A 24,572-nucleotide genomic window follows, 5' to 3' on the forward strand; every position below is an offset into this window, starting at 1 on the left:
GTAGTTGAACCAAAACGTGAACCAGAACCTTCGAGCCAACCGCTAACCGTCACTGCCAGAGAACTATCAGAAGTTGCCGAGGAACCAGTCTTTCATTCGCGTGAACACCTGGCCCATCGACCCCGACTGCACCGCGACCTTGCGGCCGCGCATCCGTTGCGAGCGTCCTTCGACGAGCAGCCCCATGGCCGTCGAATAACGCGGGTTACGCACGACGTCCGCCAGACCGCCCGCGTATTCCGGCACGCCGATGCGTACCGGCTTCAGGAAAATATCTTCCCCGAGTTCCACCATGCCGAGCATCATCGACGCGCCGCCGGTCAGCACCACGCCGGAGCTCAGCAGTTCTTCGTAACCCGACTCGCGCACGACCTGCTGCACGAGCGAAAACAGTTCTTCGACGCGCGGCTCGACCACCGCCGCCAGCGCCTGACGCGACAGCGTGCGCGGACCGCGCTCGCCGAGGCCCGGCACTTCGATCATCTCGTCCGGATCGGCCAGCGCCTGCTTGGCGATGCCGTAATCCACCTTGATGTCTTCGGCGTCCGGCGTCGGCGTGCGCAGCGCCATCGCGATGTCGCTCGTAATCTGGTCGCCGGCAATCGGAATCACCGCCGTATGACGGATCGCGCCTTCGCTGAAAATCGCGATGTCCGTCGTCCCGCCGCCGATATCCACCAGCACCACGCCGAGTTCTTTCTCGTCTTCCGTCAGCACCGCAAGCGACGAAGCCAGCGGTTGCAGGATCAGATCGTTCACTTCGAGCCCGCAACGGCGCACGCACTTGACGATGTTCTGCGCCGCGCTCACCGCGCCGGTGACGATATGCACCTTCACTTCCAGGCGGATGCCGCTCATGCCGATCGGCTCGCGCACGTCTTCCTGACCGTCGATGATGAATTCCTGCGTGAGGATATGCAGCACCTGCTGGTCGGTCGGAATGTTGATCGCCTTGGCCGTCTCGATCACGCGCGCCACGTCGGTCTGCGTGACTTCCTTTTCCTTGATCGCCACCATGCCGCTCGAATTGAAGCTGCGGATATGGCTGCCGGCAATCCCGGTGAACACGTTGGTGATCTTGCAGTCGGCCATCAGCTCGGCTTCTTCGAGCGCGCGCTGGATCGACTGCACGGTGGCCTCGATGTTCACCACCACACCTTTCTTGAGCCCCTTCGATTCGCTCTGGCCGAGGCCGATCACCTCGTAGTGACCTTCGCCCTTCAACTCGGCGACGATGGCCACCACCTTCGACGTCCCAATGTCGAGGGCGACCAGCAGATCTTTATAGTCTTTACTCATAGCGTGCTCATTGCGTGTGATGTCCGTTTACTTCTTGCCCTTGTCGGGTTCGGTGATAAAGCGCATCCCTGCCGCGCGAATCGCGAAACCGTTCGGATAGCGCAAGTCCGCATACTCGATGTCCTTCCCCCAACGTTGCGTCACCGCGCCCCACGCCGCGGTCAGGCGCTTGCTGCGGTCGAGCAGCGTGTCCTGATTGCGTTCGCGTCCCAGTTCGACCTGCATGCCGTTCGACAGCTTCACCGTCCACGCATAACGCGGCGACAGCGTCACCTCGTCGGGCGTCGCGCCCAGCGGCGCAAACCACTTCTGAAAATCGTGATACCTCGCGACCACGTCTTTCGCCGATCCGTCCGGGCCGTCGAACGCGGGCAGGTCGTCTTCGAGCTCGCCCTGATTCGCGGTGAACAGTTCGCCGTCGACGCTGACCAGCTGATCGCTGCCCCACGTCCCCAGCGGTTTGTACTCTTCCAGCGTGACAGCCAGCGCGTTAGGCCACACGCGCCGCACGCTGGCATGACGCACCCACGGCATCTGCTCGAACGCCTGACGCGCGACGTCGAGATCCACCGTGAAAAAATTGCCCTTCAACCGTCCGACCACACCGGCGCGCACCGTCGGCGAATTGATATGGTCGGTATCGCCGTCGATCTGGATTTCCCGCAGCGAAAAATTTGGCCGCTGGATCGTCCAGTACGCACCGGCCGCCAGCAGCACGAGCACCAGCAACACATGCAATGCGTTGGCGGCGAGATTGAGCTGACGAGCGTTATTCCACATGGTCTTGCTTAGTCCACGAGCGTCAGCGCCAACACGCCGACCACCAGTTCCTGATAGCTGATGCCCACCGCGCGCGCCGCTTTCGGCGGCAGCGAATGATCGGTCATGCCGGGCGCCGTGTTCACCTCGAGGAAATACGGGTTGCCGTCCGCGTCGAGCATGAAGTCGGCACGGCCCCAGTCGGTGCAGCCGAGCACGTCGAACGCGCGGCGCGACAGCACCTTCAAACGCTTTTCTTCGTCCGGCGTCAGACCGCAGGGAATCATGTACTGCGTGTCGTTCGCGATGTATTTCGCGTGGTAGTCGTAGAACTCGCCGGCCGGCACGATGCGGATGACCGGCAGGTCCAGATCGCCGGCGATGCACGCGGTGTATTCGCCGCCGCCTTCGATGCTCTTTTCGACCACCACGATCCGGTCGTATTTGACCGCTTCGATGAGCGCCGCCGGCAACGCGTCGGCACTCTTCACCTTGATGACCGCGACGCTCGAGCCTTCGCTGGCCGGCTTCACGAACAGCGGCAAGCCGAGCTTTGCGACGATCTCGGTGGCGCGCTTCGCGTAATCGTCACCGCGCAGCACCGCTTCGAACGGCGGCGTCGGAATACCCAGTTGCTGCCACACGAGCTTGGTGCGGAACTTGTCCAGACCGAGCGCCGAGCCGAGCACGCCGCTGCCCGTATAACGGATGCCGTAAAAATCGAGCGCGCCCTGAATCTGGCCGTTCTCGCCGTAACCGCCATGCAGCGCATTGAACGCGCGCACGAAGCCTTCTTCTTTCAACGCGGCGAGCGGCCGCTCGGCCGGGTCGAACGGATGCGCGTCGATGCCCGCGTCGCGCAGGCCCTGCAACACGAGACGGCCGGAGTTCAGCGAGACTTCGCGCTCGGCCGAGTCGCCGCCGAGGAGCACCGCCACCTTGCCGAAGCGTTCTGCCGATTGCTGTGATTGGTTGCTGCTCATGTCATACCTTCGTTTCTTGCGCGAGACGACCCGGCACACCGCCGATCGAACCCGCGCCCATCGTGATCACCACATCGCCGGCACGCACGAGCGCAGCGAGCGCGTCCGGCACTTCATCCACCGTGTCGACGAACACCGGCTCGACCTTGCCCGCAACCCGCAGCGCACGCGCGAGCGCGCGGCCGTCCGCGGCGACGATCGGCGCTTCGCCAGCCGCATAGACTTCGGTCAGCACGAGCGCGTCGACCGTCGACAACACCTTCACGAAATCTTCGAAGCAGTCGCGAGTTCGCGTGAAACGGTGCGGCTGGAACGCCAGCACGAGGCGCCGGCCGGGAAACGCACCGCGCGCCGCGGCCACCGTCGCCGCCATTTCGACCGGGTGATGACCATAGTCGTCGACCAGCGTGTACGCGCCGCCCGTTCTGTCTTCACCGGACTTCACCGGCACTTCGCCGTAGCGCTGGAAGCGTCGGCCCACGCCGTTGAAATCCGCCAGCGCTTGCTGGATATCGGCATCTTTCACTTCGAGTTCAGTCGCAATCGCAATCGCGGCCAAAGCGTTCTGTACGTTGTGCTCGCCAGGCAGGTTCAACACGATGTCGAGCGGCGCCGCGTCTTCGCGCAACGCCGTGAAATGCATCTTGCCGTCGTGCGCCTTGACGTTCACCGCGCGCACCTGCGCATCGGCCGCGAGACCGTAGCGGATGATCGGCTTCGATACGAACGGCAAAATCTCCTTCACGTTCGGATCGTCCACGCACAACACCGCGATGCCGTAGAACGGCAGACGATGCGTGAACTCGATGAACGCCTGCTTGAGCCGCGCGAAGTCGTGGCCGTAGGTGTCCATGTGATCGGCGTCGATGTTCGTGATGACTTCGATCACCGGGAACAGATTCAGGAACGACGCGTCGGACTCGTCCGCTTCGGCGACGATGAAGTCGCCCGTGCCGAGCCGCGCATTCGCGCCCGCGCTGATCAGACGCCCGCCGATCACGAAGGTCGGATCGAGCCCGCCCGCGGCCAGCACGCTCGCCACCAGCGAGGTGGTCGTCGTCTTGCCGTGCGTACCGGCGATCGCGATGCCCTGTTTCAGACGCATCAGTTCCGCGAGCATCACCGCGCGCGGCACGATGGGAATGCGGCGCTGACGCGCGGCCAGCACTTCCGGGTTGTCGCTGCGCACGGCCGTGGACACCACCACCGCGTTCGCGCCTTCGATGTTCTCCGCCGCATGGCCGATGGCAATGCGCGCGCCGAGCGTGGCGAGACGATCGGTAATGGCGTTGGCCGACAGGTCCGAGCCGCTCACCTGGTAACCCAGGTTGACCAGCACCTCGGCAATGCCGCTCATGCCGACCCCGCCGATGCCGACGAAGTGAATATGTTTGACGATGTGTTTCATTACCTTCCTTCTGGGCTCGCGCCCGAAATCGAACCCGCCACGGTCGCGCAGATTTGCGCGACCTGCTCCGTAGCGTCGGGTTTCGCGAGCGAGCGCGAACGCTCTGCCATCTCCGCGAGCGTCTCGCGGGTCTGACCGCGCAACCAGCCGGCGAGCATGTCCGCCGACAGATCGCGTTGCTGCACGACCAGCGCCGCGCCGTGATCGGCGAGGAACGCTGCGTTGGTGGTCTGGTGATCGTCGACTGCGTACGGGAACGGTACGAACAACGCCGCCACGCCCACCGCCGAAATCTCCGACACGGTCATCGCACCCGAGCGGCAGATCACCAGATCGGCATTCGCATACGCGCTCGTCATGTCGTCGATGAACGGCACCAGTTCCACGGCTGCGTTGGCGTCGGTACCCGCTGCGAGGCCGGCCTTCGCGTAGTTCTCGCGCAGCGCGTCGATATGCTTCGCGCCCGCCTGATGCACGATACGCGGACGCTCGTTCGGCGCCAGCATCGCCACCGCGCGCGGCACCACGTCGTTCAACGCCGCCGCGCCCAGACTGCCGCCCACCACCAGCACGTTCAACGCACCGCTACGTTGGGCGTAGCGTGCTTTGGGTGCAATTGCGCGCGCAAGTTCCGCACGAATCGGGTTTCCTGTCCATTCCGCGTGCGGCAGTGCGTTCGGGAATGCCACCAGCACGCGTTTCGCGATTTTCGCGAGCACCTTGTTGGCGAGACCCGCAATCGAATTCTGTTCGTGGAGCACCAGCGGACGGCCGCTCAACGCGGTCATCAAGCCCGCCGGAAAGGTGATGTATCCACCCATGCCGAGCACCACGTCCGGCTTCACGCGACGCAGCACGGCGAGGCTCTGCGTACAGGCGCGCAGCAGATTCAGCGGCAGCATCAGCTTGGTCTTCATGCCCTTGCCGCGCAGTCCGCCGAAGCGCACGTATTCCATCGGAATGCCGTGTTTGGGCACCAGCGTCGCTTCCATGCCCGCGGGATTGCCGAGCCATACGACCTTCCAGCCCCACGCCTGCATCAGGTGCGCGACCGCGAGCCCCGGGAACACGTGTCCCCCGGTGCCGCCGGCCATCACCATCAGCGTGCGTTGCGGCAGTGCGGTCATACTTTTCCGCCTCGCATCAGCACCCGGTTTTCATAATCGACGCGCAGCAGCACGGCGATCGCCACGCAGTTTTGCACGATGCCCGAGCCGCCGTAGCTGACGAGCGGCAAGGTCAGCCCCTTGGTCGGCAGTAGTCCGAGATTCACGCCCATGTTGATGAAGGTCTGCGCGCCGAACCAGATGCCGATGCCCTTGGCGACCAGCCCCGCGAACGTGCGGTCGAGTGCGAGCGCCTGACGGCCGATCTCGAACGAGCGGCGCACGATCCAGTAGAACATCAGGATCACGATCATCACGCCGACAAAACCGAGTTCCTCGCCGATCACCGCGAGGATGAAGTCGGTATGCGCTTCCGGCAGATAGTTGAGCTTCTCGACGCTGCCGCCGAGGCCCACGCCGAACCACTCGCCGCGGCCGAAAGCGATCAGCGAGTGCGTCAGCTGATACGCCTTGCCCTGCGCGTAACGGTCGTCCCACGGATCGAGGTAAGCGAAGATCCGCTCGCGACGCCACGGCGACGCCCACACCAGCAAGCTGAACGTGCCCACCGCGGTCGCGACGAGGCCGCCGAACAGCTTGCCGTTCACGCCGCCGAGAAACAGCACGCCCATCGCGATAGCCGCGATCACCATGAACGCGCCCATGTCCGGTTCGAGCAGCAGCAACGCGCCGACGAGGCCGACCGCGACCGCCATCGGCAGGAAGCCTTTGGCGAGGCTATGCATGTATTCCTGTTTGCGCACCGTGTAGTTCGCCGCGTAGATGGTCACGGCGAGCTTCATGATTTCCGACGGCTGCATGTTCGTGATGCCGAGCGGAATCCAGCGGCGCGCGCCGTTCACGCCCTTGCCGATGTGCGGAATCAGCACGATCACGAGCGAGAACAGCGCGATCAGGAACAGCTTGGGCGCGTACTTGTCCCACGTCGAAATCGGAATGCGGAAGGCCGCGACGCCGATCACCGAGCCCATCACCACGAAGATGATCTGGCGCACGAGAAACGCGTAATCGCGGTACGACGCGTATTTCGGAGAATCCGGCATCGCGATCGACGCCGAGTACACCATCACGACGCCGAGTCCCAGCAGCGCGACGGCGACCCACAGCAGCGAGTGATCGTAGTCGAGCATGCGCGAGCGCAACGGCCGCACGCCATTGACCGCGCTGGCGAGCCCGCGGCCGCCGGTACGACCGGCCGGTTTGGTGCCGCCGCCGAGGCCGCCGTGAACACCGCCGCCCAGACCGTCGACGGCGCTACCGCCCGCCTCGCGCGATCCGAATCGTTCAGACCATCTCATATCATCGTCCCCCGTTCGGCCGCGATGTCTTCCACCGTGCTGCGGAACACCGCGGCACGATGCGCATAACTCCTGAACATATCGAAACTCGCGCAAGCCGGCGACAGCAGCACCGCGTCGCCCGGTTCGGCGAGTGCGGTCGCAGCAAGCGTGGCTGCTTCGAGCGTCGCGTGATCCGTCAACGCGATGCCGGTGTCCTGCAACGCCGCGCGAATTTGCGGAGCGTCGCGGCCGATCAGCATCACCGCGCGGCACCAGCGCGTGACCGGCGCCGCGAGCGGTTCGAAATCCTGGCCCTTGCCGTCGCCGCCGGCGATCAGCACGATGCGCTGCGCGAGACCGTCGAGCGCGGCCACGGTCGCGCCGACATTCGTGCCCTTGCTGTCGTCGACGTAATCGATGCCTTCGATCGACGCGATCAATTCCACGCGATGCGCCTCGCCGCGGTATTCGCGCAAGCCGTGCAACAGCGGCGCACCCGGCAGACCGATGGCGCGCGTGAGCGCATACGCCGCGAGCGCATTGGCCGCGTTGTGCAGGCCGCGAATGCGCAGCGCGTCGGCCGGCATCAGGCGCTTGAGCGCGATGTTCGGCAACGCCGCTACTTCGTTCTTGCGACGACGCTTCGGCGCGGGCTCGTCGCTCGCGTCGCGGTCGTGCGCTTCGACCAGCCAGACCATCGCGTTATCGCGCAGCAGACCGTAGTCGCCGGCATTCTTCGGCTCGGTCACGCCGAAGGTAATCACGTCCGCCTCGCTGTCGCCGTTGGCCGACGCATCGAGCTTCATCACGCGCGCGTCGTCGCGATTCAGCACGCGCACGGTTTGCGCTCCGAAAATGCGGCCCTTCGCAGCGGCGTAGGCGTCCAGTCCACCGTGCCAGTCGAGGTGGTCCTGCGTGATGTTCAACACGGCCGCCGCATCCGGCGCGAACGAGTGCGAGGTTTCCAGCTGGAAGCTGGACAACTCCAGCACCCACACATCGGGCAACGCGGTGTTGTCGATCGCTTCGCTGAGTTTGTCGAGCAGCGACGGGCTGATGTTGCCGGCCACCGCGACCTTCTTGCCCGCGCGTTCGCAGAGCAGTCCCGTCAGGCTCGTGGTCGTGGTCTTGCCGTTGGTGCCCGTAATCGCGATCACCTTCGGCGCGTAGCCGGCTTCGCCGAGCGTCTTCAGTGCTTGCGAAAACAGTTCGAGTTCGCCCCACACGGCGATGCCCTGCTCGCGCGCCGCCGTGATCAACGGCAACAGGTCGGCGGCGAGCGGCGACAGGCCCGGGCTGATCGCCACCAGTTCGACGCCGTCGAGCAGCGCCGGCGAAAACGGGCCGCCGACGAACGCGGCGTCGATGCCGTGTGCTTCGAGTGCGGGCAGATTCGGCGGCACCTCGCGCGTATCGGCCACACGCAGCCGACAGCCGTGCCGCGCGCACCAGCGCGCCATCGCGAGACCGGATTCACCCAGTCCCAGCACGAGCACCATCGGCTTTTGCCGATCCCGAAACTTCTCGCCGAACATCGCCTGCTTCCCTTGATAACTGCTTAGCGCAACTTGAGCGTGGACAAACCGAACAGACACAACATCAACGTGATGATCCAGAAACGCACCACCACCTGCGTTTCCTTCCAGCCCGACAGTTCGAAATGGTGATGCAGCGGCGCCATCTTGAAGAGACGCCGTCCTTCGCCGAAACGCCGCTTGGTGAACTTGAACCAGGACACCTGCAGCATCACCGACAGCGTCTCCGCGACGAAAATGCCGCCCATGATGAAGAGCACGATTTCCTGACGGACGATTACCGCGACCGTGCCGAGCGCGCCACCGAGCGCAAGCGCGCCGACGTCGCCCATGAACATCTGCGCCGGGTGCGTGTTGAACCAGAGAAACGCGAGCCCCGCGCCGCCCATCGCCGAACAGAAGATCAGCAACTCGCCGGCGCCGGCGATATGCGGAAACAGCAGATATTTGGAGTAGACCGAGCTGCCCATCACGTACGCGAACACGCCGAGCGACGCGCCCACCAGCACGACCGGCATGATCACGAGGCCGTCGAGGCCGTCGGTGAGGTTGACCGCGTTGCTCGCGCCGACGATCACCAGATACGTGAGCACGATGAAGCCCCACACGCCGAGCGGATAGCTGATCGACTTGACGAACGGCAACATCAGGTCGGCGTGGGGCGGCAACCCCATCGACAGACCGCTGCGCACCCATGCCATGAAGAGGTCGAACACGCGCACGTTGCTCGCTTCGGACACGCTGAACGCGAGATACACCGCGGCGAACAGACCGATCACCGACTGCCAGAAATACTTCTCGCGCGACGACATGCCGCGCGGATCCTTGTAGACCACTTTGCGGTAATCGTCGACCCAGCCGATCACGCCGAAGCCGAACGTGACCAGAATCACGATCCAGATGAAGCGGTTGGTCAGATCGGCCCACAACAGCGTGGCCACCGCGATACCGAGCAGAATCAGCACGCCGCCCATGGTCGGCGTACCCGATTTGACGAGGTGCGTTTGCGGACCGTCTTTACGAACCGCCTGCCCCACCTTCATCGCCGTCAACTTGCGGATTACACCCGGGCCGCAGACGAGCCCGATCAACAGTGCGGTGATTGTGGCCATCACCGCACGAAAAGTCAGATAACTGAACACGCGCAAGAAGCTTGCGTCATTCTGCAGCCATTGCGCCAGCGCCAGGAGCATTGCCTCGGTCCTTCTATTTCAATGTGCAGCGGGCGTCGTGCCCGCTGCGTTGGGTTGTGGACTCGTCACGGCGTCCACCACGCGCTCCATCTGCATGAAGCGCGAGCCTTTCACGAGAAACGTTGCAGCGGCGCCGAAACCGGCCTGCTGCAATTGCGCGACCAGCGTGCCGACATCGGTCACGTGATGCGCGCTCGCGCCGTACGCGCTGCAGGCGTCGCGTGAAGCGTCGCCCAGCGCATACAGTGCGTCGATACCGCGTTCTTTCGCGTACGCGCCGATCTCGCGATGAAACGCGGGACCGTTGTCGCCGACCTCGCCCATGTCGCCCATCACCAGCACGCGCGGCGATGCGCACGACGCGAGTACGTCGATCGCGGCGCGCATCGAATCGGGATTCGCGTTGTAGGTGTCGTCGATCACGGTCGCGCCGGCGAGCGTGCCGAGCGCGCCGCGCTTCACCTGCAGTCGGCCTTTGACCGCGCCGAACGATTCGAGACCGCGCCTGATCGCGTCGGGCGACACGCCTGCGGCGAGTGCGGCAGCGGTCGCAGCCAGCGCGTTGTGCGCGTTGTGATTGCCTAGCACTTGCAGGGCGACGTCGAGATGACCGTCCGGCGTGTCGATGCTCAGAAGATTGCCGCTGAACGTGCCCTGCACGGCGGCGGGCGTGACGCGGGTGGCGTCGTTCAGCGCGAAATCGATGATGCGGTTGCCGGTGGCCGCGACGCGCCAGATGCTCGCGTACGCGTCGTCGGCGGGGAACACGGCGACGCCTGCCGGCGTGAGCGCATGAATCACGCTCGCATGTTCGAGCGCGACGGCTTCCACGGTAGCCATGAATTCCTGATGCTCGCGCTGCGCGTTGTTGACGACGGCCACGGTGGGTTCGGCGATCTGCGCGAGCAGCGAAGTTTCGCCCGGATGGTTCATGCCGAGTTCGACCACGGCGAGCCGGTGCGTCTCGCGCAGACGGAACAGCGTGAGCGGCAGACCGATGTCGTTGTTGAAGTTGCCCGCGGTCGCGAGGCGCGCGTCGTCGCCGACCGCGGCCGCGAAAATCGACGCGATCATTTCCTTGACCGTGGTCTTGCCGTTGCTGCCGGTGACCGCCACCAGCGGCATGTCGAACTTGCGACGCCAGCCGCGCGCGAGCGCGCCGAGCGCAACGCGCGTGTCGGCGACCTGCAACGACGGCACGCGCCAGTCGCCCGGTGTGCGCGACACCAGCACCGCCGTCACGTTGCGCGATGCGACTTCGGCGAGGAAGTCGTGCGCGTCGAAGCGATCGCCCTTCAGCGCGACGAACAGGTCGCCGGGGCCGACGCGGCGGCTGTCGGTCGACACGCAGTCGAAGCCGACGGTGTCGTCGCCGAGCACGGTGGCGCCGGGAATCAGTGTGGCGGCTTCACGCAGCGTGAACATCTCGATACCTCGCTGGGTCATTCGCCACCTCCGCGTGCATGCGTCGCCCGCGCGGCGAGCGCGAGACGGGCGTGGTCCTGATCGGAGAATGCGCGCTTCTTACCCATGATTTCCTGTGTTGCTTCGTGCCCCTTCCCGGCCAGCACGATGACGTCTTCCCGCGCGGCGCCGCGGATCGCCTGCAGGATCGCGCTGGCGCGATCTTCGATGCGGCGCGCGCGAGACGCGTCGTTCATGCCGGCGGCGATCTGTTCGATGATCGCTTGCGGGTCTTCGCTGCGCGGGTTGTCGCTGGTCACGACGACGCCGTCGGCGAGTTTCTCGGCGATCGCGCCCATCAGCGGACGCTTGGTGGCGTCGCGGTCGCCGCCGCAGCCGAACATGCAGATGAGTTCGCCGCCGCGCGCGGTCGCCATCGGGCGCAGCGCTTCGAGCGTTTTTTCGAGCGCGTCGGGCGTGTGTGCGTAATCGATCACGACCAGCGGTTCGTCGTTTTGCAGACGGCCGCCGAGGCGCTGCATGCGGCCGTTCACCGGTTCGAGTTTCGCCAGTTCGGCGAGCGCGACGAAGAACGGCACGTTCGCGGCCAGCAACGCGCCGAGCACGCCGAGCAGATTGCTCACGTTGAACGCGCCGAGCGTTTGCACTTCGACTTCGGCATTGCCCCAGTCGGACGTGCTCAGGTGGAAGGCCGTGCCGGTTGCGGTGGCGCGCACGTTCGACGCGTTCAGCCAGGCGTGGGCCGGTGCGGGGTTCGGCGTGACCTGGCGGGCCTTTTCGAGCGTGTCTTTTGTTGAGTCGGCGACGGGCTCGTCGCCAATGCCGTAAGCGATGGTGCGAGCATGGCCCCGCGTGCTGTCCAGCAGACGTCGGCCGGCGGCATCGTCACGGTTGATCACGGCAACACGCAGACCCGGCCACGCAAACAGGCGCGCCTTGGCCGCTTCGTAGGCTTCGAAGGTGTGGTGGTAGTCGAGATGGTCCTGCGTCAGATTCGTGAACACTGCGATATCGAACGACGTGCCGTTTACGCGCCCCTGATGCAACGCGTGCGACGACACTTCCATGGCCACGGCCTGCGCGCCCGCGTCGCGCAGTTGCGCGAGGCTGCGCTGCAACTGCGGCGCGTCCGGCGTCGTAAAACCGGTGTGGACGAGTTGGCCGGGCAACCCCGTGCCGAGCGTGCCGATGATCGCGCAGCGCGTGCCGAGCGCGCTCAACGCGGTCGAAATCCACTGGCTGCACGACGTCTTGCCGTTGGTGCCGGTCACGCCGATGGCCAGCATGCCGTCGCTCGGATCCTGGTACCAGGCACTGGCGATCGAACCGGCGAGTTCGTTCAGCGCGGGCACCGCGAGTGTCGTGGATGCATCGGGCTGGCCGCTGAAACCTTCGGGCTGAACCAGCGCGGCGGCCGCGCCCTTGTCGAACGCGTTGCCGATGAACGCGCGGTTGTCCGCGCCGTCGACCGCATAGCCGAAGAACACGTCGCCAGCCGCGAGCGAGCGCGTGTCGGCGTGCAGATGCGCGCCTCGCTGCACGCGCTCGTGCAGCCAGGTCAGCGCATCGGCGATCTGCCGGGCCGCCGGATGGGCCTGACGCAACGCGCTCATCGGACGACTCCGGGGTGATTCTTCGCGTTCGCGGAGATGGTCATCTTCTTCGCGCCGGCACTGGTCGACAGTTTCTTGACCGTGGTCGGCGTAGCGGGCGTATTAGCCACGGTCGGCGCCGAGTCGTCCGACACCACCATCTGCTTGACCGGCATGTCCGGCGGCACGTTCAGCGAACGCAGCGTATCGCCGACGATCGACGAGAACACCGGACCCGACACCTGACCGCCGAAGTGGCTGCCCGCCGTCGGTTCGTCGACCGAGACGGCGACCACGATGCGCGGATTCGGCATCGGCGCCATGCCGACGAACGACGCGCGGTACTTCGAGTGATCGTAACCATGCGCGCCATGCTTGTACGCGGTACCGCTCTTGCCGCCGACGCGGTAGCCCGGCACGGCTGCGTCCGGCGACGTGCCGCCCGGCGCCACGACGGTTTCGAGCATCGCGCGTACTTCGCGAGCGGTGGTCGGCGCGAAGATTTGCGGACCGGTGGCCGGCTGATTACCCGGCGTGCGGAAAATCGACACCGGCATGATTTCGCCGTCGTGGGCGATGGCGGTGTAGGCGCGGCCCAACTGGAAGAGAGACACCGACAGGCCGTAGCCATACGACATGGTCGCCTGCTCGATGCGCCGCCAGCTTTTCCACGGACGCAGACGGCCAGCCGCCGCGCCCGGGAAGCCGACCTTCGGCGCGAGGCCGAGGCCGATGCTCGTGTACATGTTCCACATTTCTTCCGGACGCAATTGCATCGCAATCTTGGTCGCGCCGATGTTGCTCGACTTCTGGATCACGCCGCCCACCGTCAGCACGCCGAAGCCGCTGTCGTCGGTAATCGGCGCGCCGTCCAGCACGAAGCGGCCGCCGCCGGTGTCGACCAGCGTGTTCGGCGTCACGCGATGCAGATCTAGCGCCAGCGAGATCGTGAACGGTTTCATGATCGAGCCCGGCTCGAACGTATCGGTCAGAATGCGGTTGCGCAACTGGTCGCCGGTCAGGTGGGTGCGGTCGTTCGGGTTGTAGGTCGGGTAGTTGACGAGCGCGAGCACTTCGCCCGTCTGCACGTCGATCACCATCGCGGCGCCGGCCTTGGCCTTGAACTTCTCGACCGCGGCTTTCAGGTTCGTGTACGCGATGTACTGGATCTTGCTGTCGATCGACAGGTCCACGTCCTGGCCGTTGTGCGGCACGACCTGCTCGTCCACGTCCTCGATGATGCGGCCCATGCGGTCCTTGATCACGCGGCGGCTGCCCGACACGCCGGCCAGCAGCTTCTGGTCGCCGAGTTCGACACCTTCCTGGCCTTCGTCTTCCACGTTGGTGAAGCCGATCAGGTGAGCCGTGATCTCGCCTTCCGGATAGAAGCGCTTGTATTCGTCGCGCGCGTAGATGCCGGGGATGTCGAGCGCGGTGACTTTCTCGGCGACGTCGACCGGCACCTGACGCTTCACGTAGACGAAGGTCTTGTCTTCGGACAACTTGAAGCGCAGCTCTTTGCCGGTCATGCCGAGCAGCTTGCCGAGTTCGGTCAGCTTGTCGGCGCCGAGGTCGTCCGGCACCGATTCGGGAATCGCCCAGATGGCGCGCACGGGCAGACTCGTGGCCAGCACGAGTCCGTTACGGTCGAGAATCTTGCCGCGCGTGGCCGGCAACTCCAGACGGCGCTGATAGCGGATTTCGCCCTGCTTCTGATAGAACGCGTTGCCCGGACCCTGAATCCAGAACGCGCGCGCGGCGAGCGCGACGAACGCCATGAACAGCAGGAACACGACGAGTTTCGAGCGCCACATCGGCAGGCGCACCGACAGGATCGGGTTGGCCGAGAAGGCGACGCTCTTGCGGGCCGGCGACTTTTTCATCGCGTGCCTTTGCGGGTAGTGGCTGCCGGGGTCGAGGCGGGGCCGGACGTCGGGATGGGTGCGTCCTCGGCCTTCGCGGCGCCCGGGTCGAGCGTGAGGTATTGGGTGCGGCCGGTGGTGACGCCTTGCATCTTCAGCGAGTCGGTGGCGATCTGCTCGATGCGCGAGGTCTTCGACAACGCGCTCTGCTGATATTGAAGCTGCGAGTAGTCCTGCTGGAGCTGACGCTCCTGCGATTGCGCGCGCTGCAACTGGATGAATATCTGACGCTGCTGATTGGTTGCATTCACAACCGACAAAGCACAGCCCATGACGATGATCAGCAGGAGAATATTGAGGCGGTTCATGGTGCGATCCGCTCCGCCACGCGCATCACGGCAGAACGGGCGCGCGGGTTGGCGGCGACTTCAGCGTCGCTCGCGAACACGCGGCCGATGATTTTGAGCGGAGGGCTCGGCAGGTCGACGGCGCGAATAGGAAGGCGGCGATCCACCGTAGGCGTACTTGCGTGCGCCTGCATGAATCGCTTGACGATCCGGTCCTCGAGCGAATGAAAGCTGATGACCACCAGCCGCCCCCCTTGCTCCAACAGCGACAGCGCTGCTTCTAGAACGACTTGCAGCTCCGCAAGCTCTTGATTGATGTGAATCCGTATAGCTTGAAAGGTGCGGGTTGCCGGATCCTTGCCCTTCTCACGGGTCTTGACGACGTTAGCCACGATTTGGGCAAGCTCGCCCGTGCTGACGAGAGGCCCAAGACGGTCGGACTCTGCCCGGCGAGCAACAAGCGCCTTTGCAATCTGAAAAGCAAACCGTTCTTCCCCATAATCTCGTATCACCTCCGTCAATTCCTGCACCGTGGCCCGCGCCAGCCAGTCAGCCGCGGACTCGCCGCGCGTGGGATCCATCCGCATGTCGAGCGGGCCGTCGGCGCGAAAACTGAAACCTCGCTCCGGGTCGTCGACTTGCGGCGACGACACGCCCAGATCCAGCAACACACCCGACACCCGACCAACGCCGCGCTCCGCAACCGCGGTGCGCAGTGAAGCAAAACTCTCGTGCACGATGCCAAAGCGCGAGTCGGCGATTTTCTCCGCCGTAGCGATGGCAAGCGGGTCCTTGTCGAACGCGATGAGCCGCCCCGCGTCGCCCAGCTTCTCCAGCACCAGCCGGCTATGACCGCCGCGCCCGAACGTACCGTCCACATACACGCCGTCCGCGCGCGTGACCAGCGCGCCAACCGCTTCTTCCAGCAGCACCGTGCGATGCTGCAATTCGTTTCCCATCGCAGGTGCCATATATGTGAGCCGCGATCAGAACGTGAAATTCTTCAACGCTTCGGGCATGCCCTCGGCGATCGCCGCCTGTTCCTTCTCGGCGTAGGTTTGTGCATTCCATAATTCGAAGTGCCGGCCCATGCCGAGCAGCGTCACTTCTTTTTCCAGCGCGCCGGCCGTGCGCAATTCCGGCGACACGAGCACGCGGCCCGCACCGTCCATGTCGACGTCCATGGCATTGCCGAGAAAGATGCGTTTCCACCAGGCGGCGTTCATGGGAAGCTTGTCGACCTTGTCGCGAAAGACTTCCCATTCGGGGCGGGGAAAGAGCAGCAGGCAGCCGTCCGGGTGCTTGGTGATCGTCACCCGGCCCTCTGCCTGTGTTTGCAGCGCGTCACGATAGCGAGAGGGGATCGACATCCGCCCTTTCGCATCGAGTGTCAGCGCCGACGCCCCTTGGAACACTTCGTTCTCCCCTGTCGACCGGTGTTGGCGCGTTGGCGTCCAACTTCGGTCCCCTGCAACCTGGTTGCTCTGCGGCGTTTTTGCGCCGGCGACTCGATTCGTAAAAATCTACCCGAAACTGCTCGTGAGATCACACAAAAATACACTTTCTCACACTGTCTCCCACTTTAGAGTAAGGCTAAACAGGGGTCAAGGGAGAACCACGCTTTTCAGGCGAATTTTGTTTGCTAGAACAAGGACTTAGCGCGACTCCTTCACGTCGCGCATAAAACGGAAAACCGTTATAAATGAATGAGCTAGTAGCACTTGTGAAGGTGATACGTGAAAAGTGTGGGGGAACAGCGTGGAATGTAAGAGAACGTGGCGGGCGATTCGCGGGAGTTGGAGGGCGTTACGGGGTAAATCGGGGATCGGCGCGGGGTGCGCCGTCCCACTTCCAGCAATAGGTAAAACTAGCCTGATCGAGTACTTTTTCTCACCTTGATCGGTAAAAATCAGGCTGGAGAATTCGCGTGCGGTTGTGCGGGTTTTCCCCTTCTATATGTAATAGGCGGTGCGCGTCATCACCTTCGACACCGCGCGCATGAGCGCACGCGCGGGGAACGGCAATTCGACGCCGCCGGCATCCATCGCCGCCTTGCCGTGACCGGCTTCGTCGACCCGCATCTGCTCGACAATGGCGCGCGACTCGTGGTCGGCGGCCGGCAACTCGTCGAGATGCTGATCCAGATGCTGCTCGACCTGACGTTCGGTCTCGGCCATGAAGCCAAGACTCACCCGGTCGCCAAGACGGCCTGCGGCGAAACCGATAGCCAATGCGCCGGTGTACCACACGGGATTGAGCAGGCTCGGCCGCGAGTCGAGTGCTTCGAGCCGTTTCGCCGTCCAGGCCAGATGGTCTTCTTCTTCGATTGCGGCGTGATTGAACACGGCGCGCAACGAAGGTGATCGCGTCGCGAGTTTCTGAGCCTGGTACAGCGCCTGAGCGCAGACCTCGCCCACGTGGTTGACCCGCATCAGACCTGCCGCATGAGCGCGCTCGGCCGGCGACAATTCCGGCGCTTGAGCAGCTAGCGATTCTTGCGGAACCGGCAATGGACGACTCATCCGGGACACGCCCGTCATTGAGCGTAAACCCCGATCAAACTCGTTGATCAACTCGTCGAGAAACATTCAGCACTCCCTTATCCAACAACTTTTTTGCCAGACCGAGAGGTCCGCCTGACAAGGCTTTGCGGGCGGAAAACGGCGTTGCGGGAAGCCGGAATCCGTACCGGCCAGACGGCCGGTTTTTGATTTTAGACCATGTTGCGTAAACGTAACAGGAGCCTTCCTGGGAGCTTCCTTTTGCTTTGTGCCATGTATGCCTTTTGTTACATTACGTGCAACTTCTCGCGAAGTTGGACAAGCAAGGCCTCAACGCTACACAAATATTCGCCTTGTACAAAAGATTCGTAATCCTTGGAGATCATTCGATGAAAAAGTCGCTTCTCGCTCTCGCAGCACTGGGCGCATTCGCAGGCGTCGCACATGCACAGAGCAGCGTGACCCTGTACGGTATCATTGACGAAGGCTTCAACATCAACACCAATGCAGGTGGCAAGCACCTGTACAACCTGTCCAGCGGTGTTCTGCAAGGCTCGCGTTGGGGCCTGCGTGGCACGGAAGATCTGGGCGGCGGTCTGAAGGCAATCTTCGTGTTGGAAAACGGCTTCGACGTGAACAACGGCAAGCTGGGTCAAGGCGGCCTGATGTTCGGTCGTCAGGCTTACGTGGGTCTGTCGAGCCAGCTGGGTACGGTGACGCTGGGTCGTCAATACGACTCCGTGGTCGACTATGTCGGTCCGCTGGAAGCGGGTGACCAATGGGGTGGCTACATCGCCGCTCACCCGGGTGACCTGGACAACTTCAACAACGCGTACCGCACCAACAACACGGTCAAGTACACGAGCGCAAACTACGGCGGCCTGACGTTCGGCGGCACGTACAGCTTCGGCGGCGTCGCTGGCAACATCACGTCGAACCAGATCTGGTCGTTGGGCGCTGGCTACAACAACGGTCCCCTCGTTCTCGGCGTGGGTTACCTGAACGCACGTACGCCGGCAGCTTCGGGCGGCCTGTTCAACAACGGCGGTACGGCTGCAGCAGCAAACGCAGCAGTCACGTCGCCGGTCTACGCTGGCTTCGCTTCGGCTAACACGTATCAAGTGATCGGCGCAGGCGGTGCTTACACGTTCGGCGCGGCAACGGTCGGCGTGACGTACTCGAACGTTCGCTTCGGCAACCTGGGCTCGTCGTACGCTTCGCCGTTCCGCGGTCAGTCGGCTACGTTCAACAACGGCGAAGTCAACTTCAAGTATCAGTTGACCCCGGCATTGCTGGTCGGCGCCGCGTATGACTACACGCGCGGTGCTGAAATCAACGGCGGCTCGCGTGCTCAGTACCACCAAGGCGCAGTTGGCGTGGACTACTTCCTGTCGAAGCGTACCGACGTGTACGTGACGGGTGTCTACCAGCACGCTCTGGGCGATACGGTCAATGCAGCAGGCGCAACGGTCGACGCAACGGCTGGCATCAACGGTCTGACGGGTTCGTCGAACCAGAACCAGTTCACGGCTCGCGTCGGTATTCGCCACAAGTTCTAATAAGTCGTAAAAAAGCAGTTTTCCTCAAAGGCGCCTTCGGGCGCCTTTTTTTATTGGCCCGGCATGGGTTCGGTTTGGGCGCAGAAATCAAAAGGCCCGGCAGGCTGATGGTCTGCCGGGCCTTTTGAGAGTTGCCGTGCGTGCGGTCTAGGCGCGACCGTCGCGTAGTTCGCGACGCAGAATCTTGCCGACGTTGCTCTTGGGCAGTTCAGTGCGGAACTCGATCGTCTTCGGGCACTTGTAACCGGTCAACTGCAGCTTGCAATAGGCGAACACGTCGGCGTCCGTCAGCGCCGGGTCTTTCTTCACGACGAAGAGCTTCACCGCTTCGCCGGAATTCTGGTCGGGCACGCCGACCGCGGCCACTTCGAACACGCCCGGCAATTTCGCCACCACGTCTTCGATCTCGTTGGGGTAGACGTTGAAGCCCGACACCAGAATCATGTCCTTCTTGCGATCGACGATCTTGACGTAACCGCGCTCGTTCATCACGCCGACATCGCCCGATTTGAAGAAGCCGTCGGGCGTCATGACCTTGGCCGTTTCATCCGGACGATTCCAGTAGCCCGCCATCACCTGCGGACCACGGATGCAAATTTCACCCGGTTGACCGAGCGGGACTTCGACGCCTTCGTCGTCACGGATCGACACCTCGGTGGACGGCATCGGCAAGCCGATCGTGCCGCTATATTCGGTGACAGTGGCCGGATTGCAGGTCACACAAGGCGAGGTCTCCGACAGACCGTAGCCCTCGATAATCGGCGTACGCGTAAGTTCGAACCAGCGTTTGGCGACGGCTTCCTGGACGGCCATACCGCCGCCGTTTGCCGCGATCAGCTTGGAAAAGTCGAGCTTGTGAAAGTCCGGGCTGTTCAACAGTGCGTTATAGAGCGTGTTAACGGCGGGGAAAGTCGTGATCGGATAGCCCTCCAACGCCTTGATGGTGCCGGGTATGTCGCGCGGATTCGGAATCAGCAAGCCCAGACCGCCGGTGCGGATCGTCAGCAGCCCGCAAACGGTGAGCGCAAAGATGTGATAAAGCGGCAGCGCGACGACCGTGATGAACTGGCCGATATCCGGACGATTCGCGCGCACCGGGTCGAGCCAGACCTCGGACTGCAGCACGTTGGCGATCAGGTTCCGGTGCAGCAGCGTCGCGCCTTTGGCGACACCCGTCGTACCGCCGGTGTACTGGAGAAAAGCGATGTCGTCCGGACCCTGCTGAACCGGCTTGAAACTCTGCCGGCCACCTTCGGCAATCGCGGTATTGAACTTGACGTGACCCGGCAAGCTCCACTCGGGCACCATCTTTTTCACGCGGCGCACGACGAAATTCACCAGCGTGCCTTTCAGCCCCATCAGATCGCCCATTGCCGCGACGACGACATGCTTGATGGCCGTATTGCGCACGATCGCCTGCAAGGTGACGGCGAAGTTTTCCAGCAGAACGATTGCTTCGGCGCCACTGTCCTTGAGCTGATGTTCCAGTTCGCGCGGCGTGTAAAGCGGATTGACGTTCACCACCACATAACCCGCTCGAAGAATCGCCGCGATCGCCACGGGATACTGCAGCACGTTCGGCATCATGATCGCGATGCGGGCGCCGCGGGCGAGCCCCTTTGTCTGGAACCACGCAGCGAGTTTGAGTGAAAGCGCATCGAGTTCGCCGTAACTGATCTCTGCGCCCATACAGGTGAACGCCGGTTTCGCGCGATGCTCGCGAAAGGCCTCTTCGAGCAGTTGACCGACCGACGTATAACGGCTCGTATCGATTTCTGCGGGAACGCCGGGCGGATAAGATTTCAGCCAGATTTTGTCCATGCAGCGTCTCCTCCTTTATTTTCGAATGGTCGTGCTAAAAACGCATCGTAGCATGGGCACCTCGGTGCAATTCGCGAAAAAGGGTGCGGTTAGACGGCGGCCTCCAACCCGCGGTGAGCGGCTTTCGTGCTGCTTTCGCGCGGCGCTCGGGCGGCCTCGACTTCGACGAGGCAATCGTAAAAAGTGGCCGAGCCGCCGAGGTCGGTGAGCGCCTGGCTCGTCACCTGATTGGCGTTGCAACCATCCGGCGCGAGTTTTTTCCACCAGATCGACAAGCCGACCACGAGCCCTTCGCGCGCTCGATCGGTGACGCGTACGCGAGCCTGCATCGAACCGCGATCGTTGAAGATGCGCACTTGCTCGCCGTCGACGATCTCGCGGTATCGCGCGTCGAGCGGATGCATGTCGAGGTGCGGTTCGCCTTCGGTCGAACGGAGACTTTCGACGTTGACGAAAGTACTGTTGAGGAAATTGCGCGCCGGCGGCGAGATCATCGCGAGTGGGTAGCGAGCGGCAAGTTCGGGCGCGCCGTCGGCTGATTCGTAGGGCGCGAGGTAATCGGGCAGCGGCTCGAGTCCCTGCTGGGCGAGCCGCTCACTATAGAACTCGCATTTGCCCGACGGCGTGCGGAAGCCGCCTTCGGCAAACGGTGCGTCAGCTAGTTTGAGTTGTGCCCAACCGGTTTTTTTCAGCGATGCCCAATCGACTCCGTCGAGCGTCGGGTCTTGCCAGCGAAATGCCGCCTGTGCCACGGCCTCGTCGCTTTCGTACAGCGCGGGCTCGTCAAGCCCCATGTACCGCGCGATGCCCCGAAAAATTTCCGTGTTGGGGCGCGCTTCCCCCAGTGGCGCGATCGCCGGCTCGTTCAGCATGACGTACGTGTGGCCATATGACTTGTGCACGTCGAGGTGCTCGAGTTGCGTCGTGGCCGGCAAAAGCAGATCGGCGTAGTCGGCGGTGTCGGTCTGAAAATGCTCGAGCACGATGGTGAACAGGTCGTCCCGGGCGAAGCCTTCGGCGACACGCACCGAGTCGGGCGCGACGGCCACCGGGTTCGAGTTGTAGACGATCACGGCTTCGACTTTGGGACCGAACTCGGTGTCGCCCGGGTGCAGCAGCGCGTCGCCGATCGCATTCATATTGATGACACGAGGTATTTTGGCCGGCCATCCAGGCATCAGGTCGGGACGTTGCAGCGCGTGGGAATCGACCGGCGCCCATCCGCCCGATGACAGCAACACGCCACCCGCTCGTTCGAGCCACGCTCCGGTCAAAGACGGCAGGCTGGCGATCGCGCGGACGGCGTTGCCGCCGCCTCGCACTCGCTGCAGACCGTAGTTCATCCTGATCGCGGCTTTTTTCGTGCTGCCGTAGAGGCGCGCGAGGTCCACGATGGTTTGCGCTTCGATCCCGCAGATGTCCGCCACGCGCGCGGGCGGATAGTCGAGCGCGCGGGCGCTGAGCTCGTCGAAGCCTACCGTATGAGCGGCGATGTACGCGTGATCCAGCAGGTTTTCGACGATCAGCACGTGCATCAGGCCGAGCGCCAGGGCGCCGTCCGTGCCGGGTCTGAGCGCAATGTGTTGATGACATTTTTCCGCGGTCAGCGAGCGGTATGGATCGATCGCGATCAGGCGCGCGCCGTTCCGCTTGGCTTCCTGTGCGCGGGTCCAGAAATGCAGATTCGAAGCGATCGGGTTGGCGCCCCAGATCAGAATGACCTCGCTCTCGGCAAAAAACTCGCTGTGCATGCCGATGTTCGCGCCATAGGTGTACTTCAGGCCAGCGGCGCCGGCGGCTGCGCAGATGGTCCGATCGAGCTGCGACGCGCCGAGCTTGTGAAAGAAGCGTTGCGCGATGCTGTCGCCTTGCACGAGGCCCATCGTGCCGGCGTAGCTATAGGGGACGATGGCTTCCGGTGCGCGAACCGCGATTTCTGCGAGCCGGGTTGCGGCGATGGTCAACGCTTCGTCCCAGCTGATTGTCTCGAAGCGTCCCTCGCCTTTGGGGCCGACGCGCTTCATCGGCGTGGTCAAGCGGTTCGGGTGATAGACGCGCTCGGCATAACGGCTGACTTTCGTGCATAGCGCGCCTTGCGTGGGAGGATGATCGGGGTCGCCGAGTACCTTGATGGCACGGCCATTGTCGAGCACGACGCGCATCGCGCACGTGTCCGGGCAATCGTGCGGGCAAACCGCTCGAGCGAATTCGGAAGGAGCATTCATCGGCGATGGGTCCGTCAAACCGGTGGGCAATGCGGGATTCTATTACGGCCCGCGCGTTAGCCGGCATGTGCCGCCAAAAATGGGTTCAGCGTAGAATCGGCTTTCAACGTGCCCGGGCCAGGCGGCCCCGAGCGATCCTCCGCAAGCAAAAGCACATCGCACTTTTACTCCCATCATGAAACTCATTCCCGAAATTCAGGCCGCGCACGGCGAGATCCAGGCGCTCCGCCGGACGATTCACGCCCACCCCGAACTGCGTTACGAAGAAACCGCGACGGCGGATCTCGTCGCGAAAAGTCTGGAGTCCTGGGGGATCGAAACACACCGTGGTTTGGGTAAAACCGGTGTCGTGGGTGTGTTGAAGCGCGGAAGCGGTTCGCGCTCGATCGGCTTGCGGGCCGACATGGACGCGCTGCCGATTCAGGAACTCAATAGCTTCGATCACCGTTCGCAGAACGACGGCAAGATGCACGCTTGCGGCCACGACGGACACACTGCGATGCTGCTTGGGGCAGCCCGTTATCTTGCGAGGCATGGTGAGTTCGACGGCACTATCGTGTTTATCTTTCAGCCGGCGGAGGAAGGGGGCGCCGGCGCTCGGGCCATGATCGAAGACGGACTGTTCGTCAGGTTTCCCGTCGATGCGGTATTCGGCATCCACAACTGGCCGGGCATGCCGGCGGGGCACTTTGGCGTGAGGGAAGGCCCGATTATGGCGTCCAGCAACGAATTCCGGATTCTGATCAAAGGGGTGGGCTCGCATGCAGCGTTGCCTCACAACGGACGCGACCCGGTTTTCACCGCGGTGCAGATTGCGAATGGACTGCAGAGCGTGATCACCCGGAACAAGAAACCTCTGGATACCGCGGTGCTATCCATCACTCAGATTCACGCCGGGGACGCTGTCAATGTCGTTCCAAACGAGGCGTGGCTAGCCGGCACGGTGCGAACGTTCACGACCGAGGCGCTTGATCTGATTGAAACGCGGATGCGTAAGATCGTCGAAAGTACGGCTGATGCATACGACTGTACGGTCGATTTTCAATTCCATCGGAATTACCCACCGACTATTAACAGTGGTGCTGAGGCGAGATTTGCAGCGGAGGTCATGAAGGAAATAGCGGGCGCTGACAATGTCGACGACGCCGTCGAGCCGACGATGGGTGCCGAAGATTTTTCCTTCATGCTGCAGGCGAAGCCAGGTTGCTACGCGTTCTTGGGCAACGGCGACGGTGGGCATCGGGAGTCAGGGCACGGTACGGGCCCCTGTATGTTGCACAACGCGAGCTACGACTTTAATGATGAGTTGTTGCCGCTTGGGGCCACTTATTGGGTGAGGCTGGCGCAGCGGTTTCTTCGGTTGGAGAAGTAGAGGAGAGTTGTTTAGAGATTGGTCGACTGGCTGAATGCTTGATGGAAACGGTGCCGGTCGTTTTGGTCTCGTTTTCTGCCTTGTTGACGCTATTGCTCGTTGGCTTTTATTTGGGCCGTTTTTATCTGGGCCGTAAACGCAGAAACCCCACCGTTGACGGGTGGGGTTTCTGTTGCTGCTGGGGAGCCTGACGATTACCTACTTTCACACGGGAATCCGCACTATCATCGGCGTGGAGTCGTTTCACGGTCCTGTTCGGGATGGGAAGGGGTGGGACCGACTCG

Annotated in this window: 19 protein-coding genes; 2 read left to right on the forward strand and 17 right to left on the reverse strand. The window is 63.3% G+C overall.

Going from position 1 to position 24,572, the window contains the following annotated elements; translation table 11 throughout:
* Positions 1-66: 66 nt before the first annotated feature.
* From ftsA to coq7, 15 genes are all read right to left on the reverse strand, one after another.
* Entirely contained in the window at positions 67-1,299 is a 1,233-nt protein-coding gene (ftsA, locus tag FQ746_RS24430) for a cell division protein FtsA (protein ID WP_007180311.1), read from the reverse strand.
* A gap of 27 nt (positions 1,300-1,326) precedes the next feature.
* Positions 1,327-2,079 (reverse strand): cell division protein FtsQ/DivIB, encoded by a 753-nt coding sequence (locus tag FQ746_RS24435; protein WP_144112213.1) that lies wholly within the window; start codon positions 2,077-2,079, stop codon positions 1,327-1,329.
* 8 nt (positions 2,080-2,087) lie between these two features.
* Positions 2,088-3,041, reverse strand: a complete 954-nt coding sequence (locus tag FQ746_RS24440; protein WP_144112215.1) for a D-alanine--D-alanine ligase — start codon at positions 3,039-3,041, stop codon at positions 2,088-2,090.
* A 1-nt stretch (position 3,042) separates the two neighbouring features.
* A complete protein-coding gene (murC, locus tag FQ746_RS24445) occupies positions 3,043-4,449 on the reverse strand; it encodes a UDP-N-acetylmuramate--L-alanine ligase (protein ID WP_144112216.1) in 1,407 nt (468 codons plus the stop codon).
* Positions 4,449-5,576: an undecaprenyldiphospho-muramoylpentapeptide beta-N-acetylglucosaminyltransferase gene (gene murG / locus FQ746_RS24450; RefSeq protein ID WP_144112218.1), complete on the reverse strand. Its 1,128-nt coding sequence runs from the start codon at positions 5,574-5,576 to the stop codon at positions 4,449-4,451. Before murG ends, murC begins: the two co-directional genes overlap by 1 nt.
* Positions 5,573-6,874 (reverse strand): putative lipid II flippase FtsW, encoded by a 1,302-nt coding sequence (gene ftsW, locus FQ746_RS24455; protein WP_144112220.1) that lies wholly within the window; start codon positions 6,872-6,874, stop codon positions 5,573-5,575. The genes murG and ftsW overlap by 4 nt, the downstream gene beginning before the upstream one ends.
* Positions 6,871-8,391: a UDP-N-acetylmuramoyl-L-alanine--D-glutamate ligase gene (murD, locus tag FQ746_RS24460; RefSeq protein ID WP_144112222.1), complete on the reverse strand. Its 1,521-nt coding sequence runs from the start codon at positions 8,389-8,391 to the stop codon at positions 6,871-6,873. Before murD ends, ftsW begins: the two co-directional genes overlap by 4 nt.
* Before the next feature lie 23 nt (positions 8,392-8,414).
* Positions 8,415-9,584, reverse strand: coding sequence for a phospho-N-acetylmuramoyl-pentapeptide-transferase (mraY, locus tag FQ746_RS24465; protein ID WP_144112224.1), 1,170 nt, complete (start codon positions 9,582-9,584; stop codon positions 8,415-8,417).
* Positions 9,585-9,602: 18 nt separating this feature from the next.
* Complete coding sequence (gene murF / locus FQ746_RS24470) at positions 9,603-11,030, reverse strand: UDP-N-acetylmuramoyl-tripeptide--D-alanyl-D-alanine ligase (RefSeq protein ID WP_186310827.1); 1,428 nt, start codon at positions 11,028-11,030, stop codon at positions 9,603-9,605.
* Positions 11,027-12,622 carry a UDP-N-acetylmuramoyl-L-alanyl-D-glutamate--2,6-diaminopimelate ligase gene (locus FQ746_RS24475; protein WP_144112226.1) on the reverse strand — a complete coding sequence of 532 codons (1,596 nt, stop codon included), beginning with the start codon at positions 12,620-12,622 and terminating at the stop codon, positions 11,027-11,029. The genes murF and FQ746_RS24475 overlap by 4 nt, the downstream gene beginning before the upstream one ends.
* Positions 12,619-14,484, reverse strand: coding sequence for a peptidoglycan D,D-transpeptidase FtsI family protein (locus tag FQ746_RS24480; RefSeq protein ID WP_144112228.1), 1,866 nt, complete (start codon positions 14,482-14,484; stop codon positions 12,619-12,621). Before FQ746_RS24480 ends, FQ746_RS24475 begins: the two co-directional genes overlap by 4 nt.
* On the reverse strand, positions 14,481-14,831 hold the full coding sequence (gene ftsL / locus FQ746_RS24485; RefSeq protein WP_144112230.1) for a cell division protein FtsL: 351 nt from the start codon (positions 14,829-14,831) through the stop codon (positions 14,481-14,483). Before ftsL ends, FQ746_RS24480 begins: the two co-directional genes overlap by 4 nt.
* Complete coding sequence (gene rsmH, locus FQ746_RS24490; RefSeq protein WP_144112232.1) at positions 14,828-15,781, reverse strand: 16S rRNA (cytosine(1402)-N(4))-methyltransferase RsmH; 954 nt, start codon at positions 15,779-15,781, stop codon at positions 14,828-14,830. The genes ftsL and rsmH overlap by 4 nt, the downstream gene beginning before the upstream one ends.
* 15 nt (positions 15,782-15,796) lie before the next feature.
* Positions 15,797-16,225: a division/cell wall cluster transcriptional repressor MraZ gene (mraZ, locus tag FQ746_RS24495; RefSeq protein ID WP_144112234.1), complete on the reverse strand. Its 429-nt coding sequence runs from the start codon at positions 16,223-16,225 to the stop codon at positions 15,797-15,799.
* 537 nt (positions 16,226-16,762) lie between these two features.
* Complete coding sequence (gene coq7 / locus FQ746_RS24500; RefSeq protein WP_144112236.1) at positions 16,763-17,398, reverse strand: 2-polyprenyl-3-methyl-6-methoxy-1,4-benzoquinone monooxygenase; 636 nt, start codon at positions 17,396-17,398, stop codon at positions 16,763-16,765.
* A gap of 302 nt (positions 17,399-17,700) precedes the next feature.
* Here coq7 and FQ746_RS24505 point away from each other — a divergent pair, with 302 nt between their 5' ends.
* The gene (locus tag FQ746_RS24505; RefSeq protein WP_144112238.1) at positions 17,701-18,870 is read left to right on the forward strand and encodes a porin; all 1,170 of its coding nucleotides are present in this window, start codon (positions 17,701-17,703) and stop codon (positions 18,868-18,870) included.
* Positions 18,871-19,017: 147 nt separating this feature from the next.
* Here FQ746_RS24505 and FQ746_RS24510 read toward each other — a convergent pair whose 3' ends face one another.
* Together FQ746_RS24510 and FQ746_RS24515 are read right to left on the reverse strand one after the other, a co-directional pair.
* Positions 19,018-20,691 (reverse strand): long-chain fatty acid--CoA ligase, encoded by a 1,674-nt coding sequence (locus tag FQ746_RS24510; RefSeq protein ID WP_144112240.1) that lies wholly within the window; start codon positions 20,689-20,691, stop codon positions 19,018-19,020.
* A gap of 89 nt (positions 20,692-20,780) precedes the next feature.
* Positions 20,781-22,916: a molybdopterin-dependent oxidoreductase gene (locus tag FQ746_RS24515; RefSeq protein ID WP_144112242.1), complete on the reverse strand. Its 2,136-nt coding sequence runs from the start codon at positions 22,914-22,916 to the stop codon at positions 20,781-20,783.
* A 175-nt stretch (positions 22,917-23,091) separates the two neighbouring features.
* Here FQ746_RS24515 and FQ746_RS24520 point away from each other — a divergent pair, with 175 nt between their 5' ends.
* Positions 23,092-24,288 carry a M20 aminoacylase family protein gene (locus FQ746_RS24520; RefSeq protein ID WP_144112244.1) on the forward strand — a complete coding sequence of 399 codons (1,197 nt, stop codon included), beginning with the start codon at positions 23,092-23,094 and terminating at the stop codon, positions 24,286-24,288.
* Positions 24,289-24,572 lie beyond the last annotated feature (284 nt).

The sequence above is a fragment of the Paraburkholderia sp. BCC1886 genome, from assembly GCF_900996245.1.
GTDB lineage: Bacteria > Pseudomonadota > Gammaproteobacteria > Burkholderiales > Burkholderiaceae > Paraburkholderia.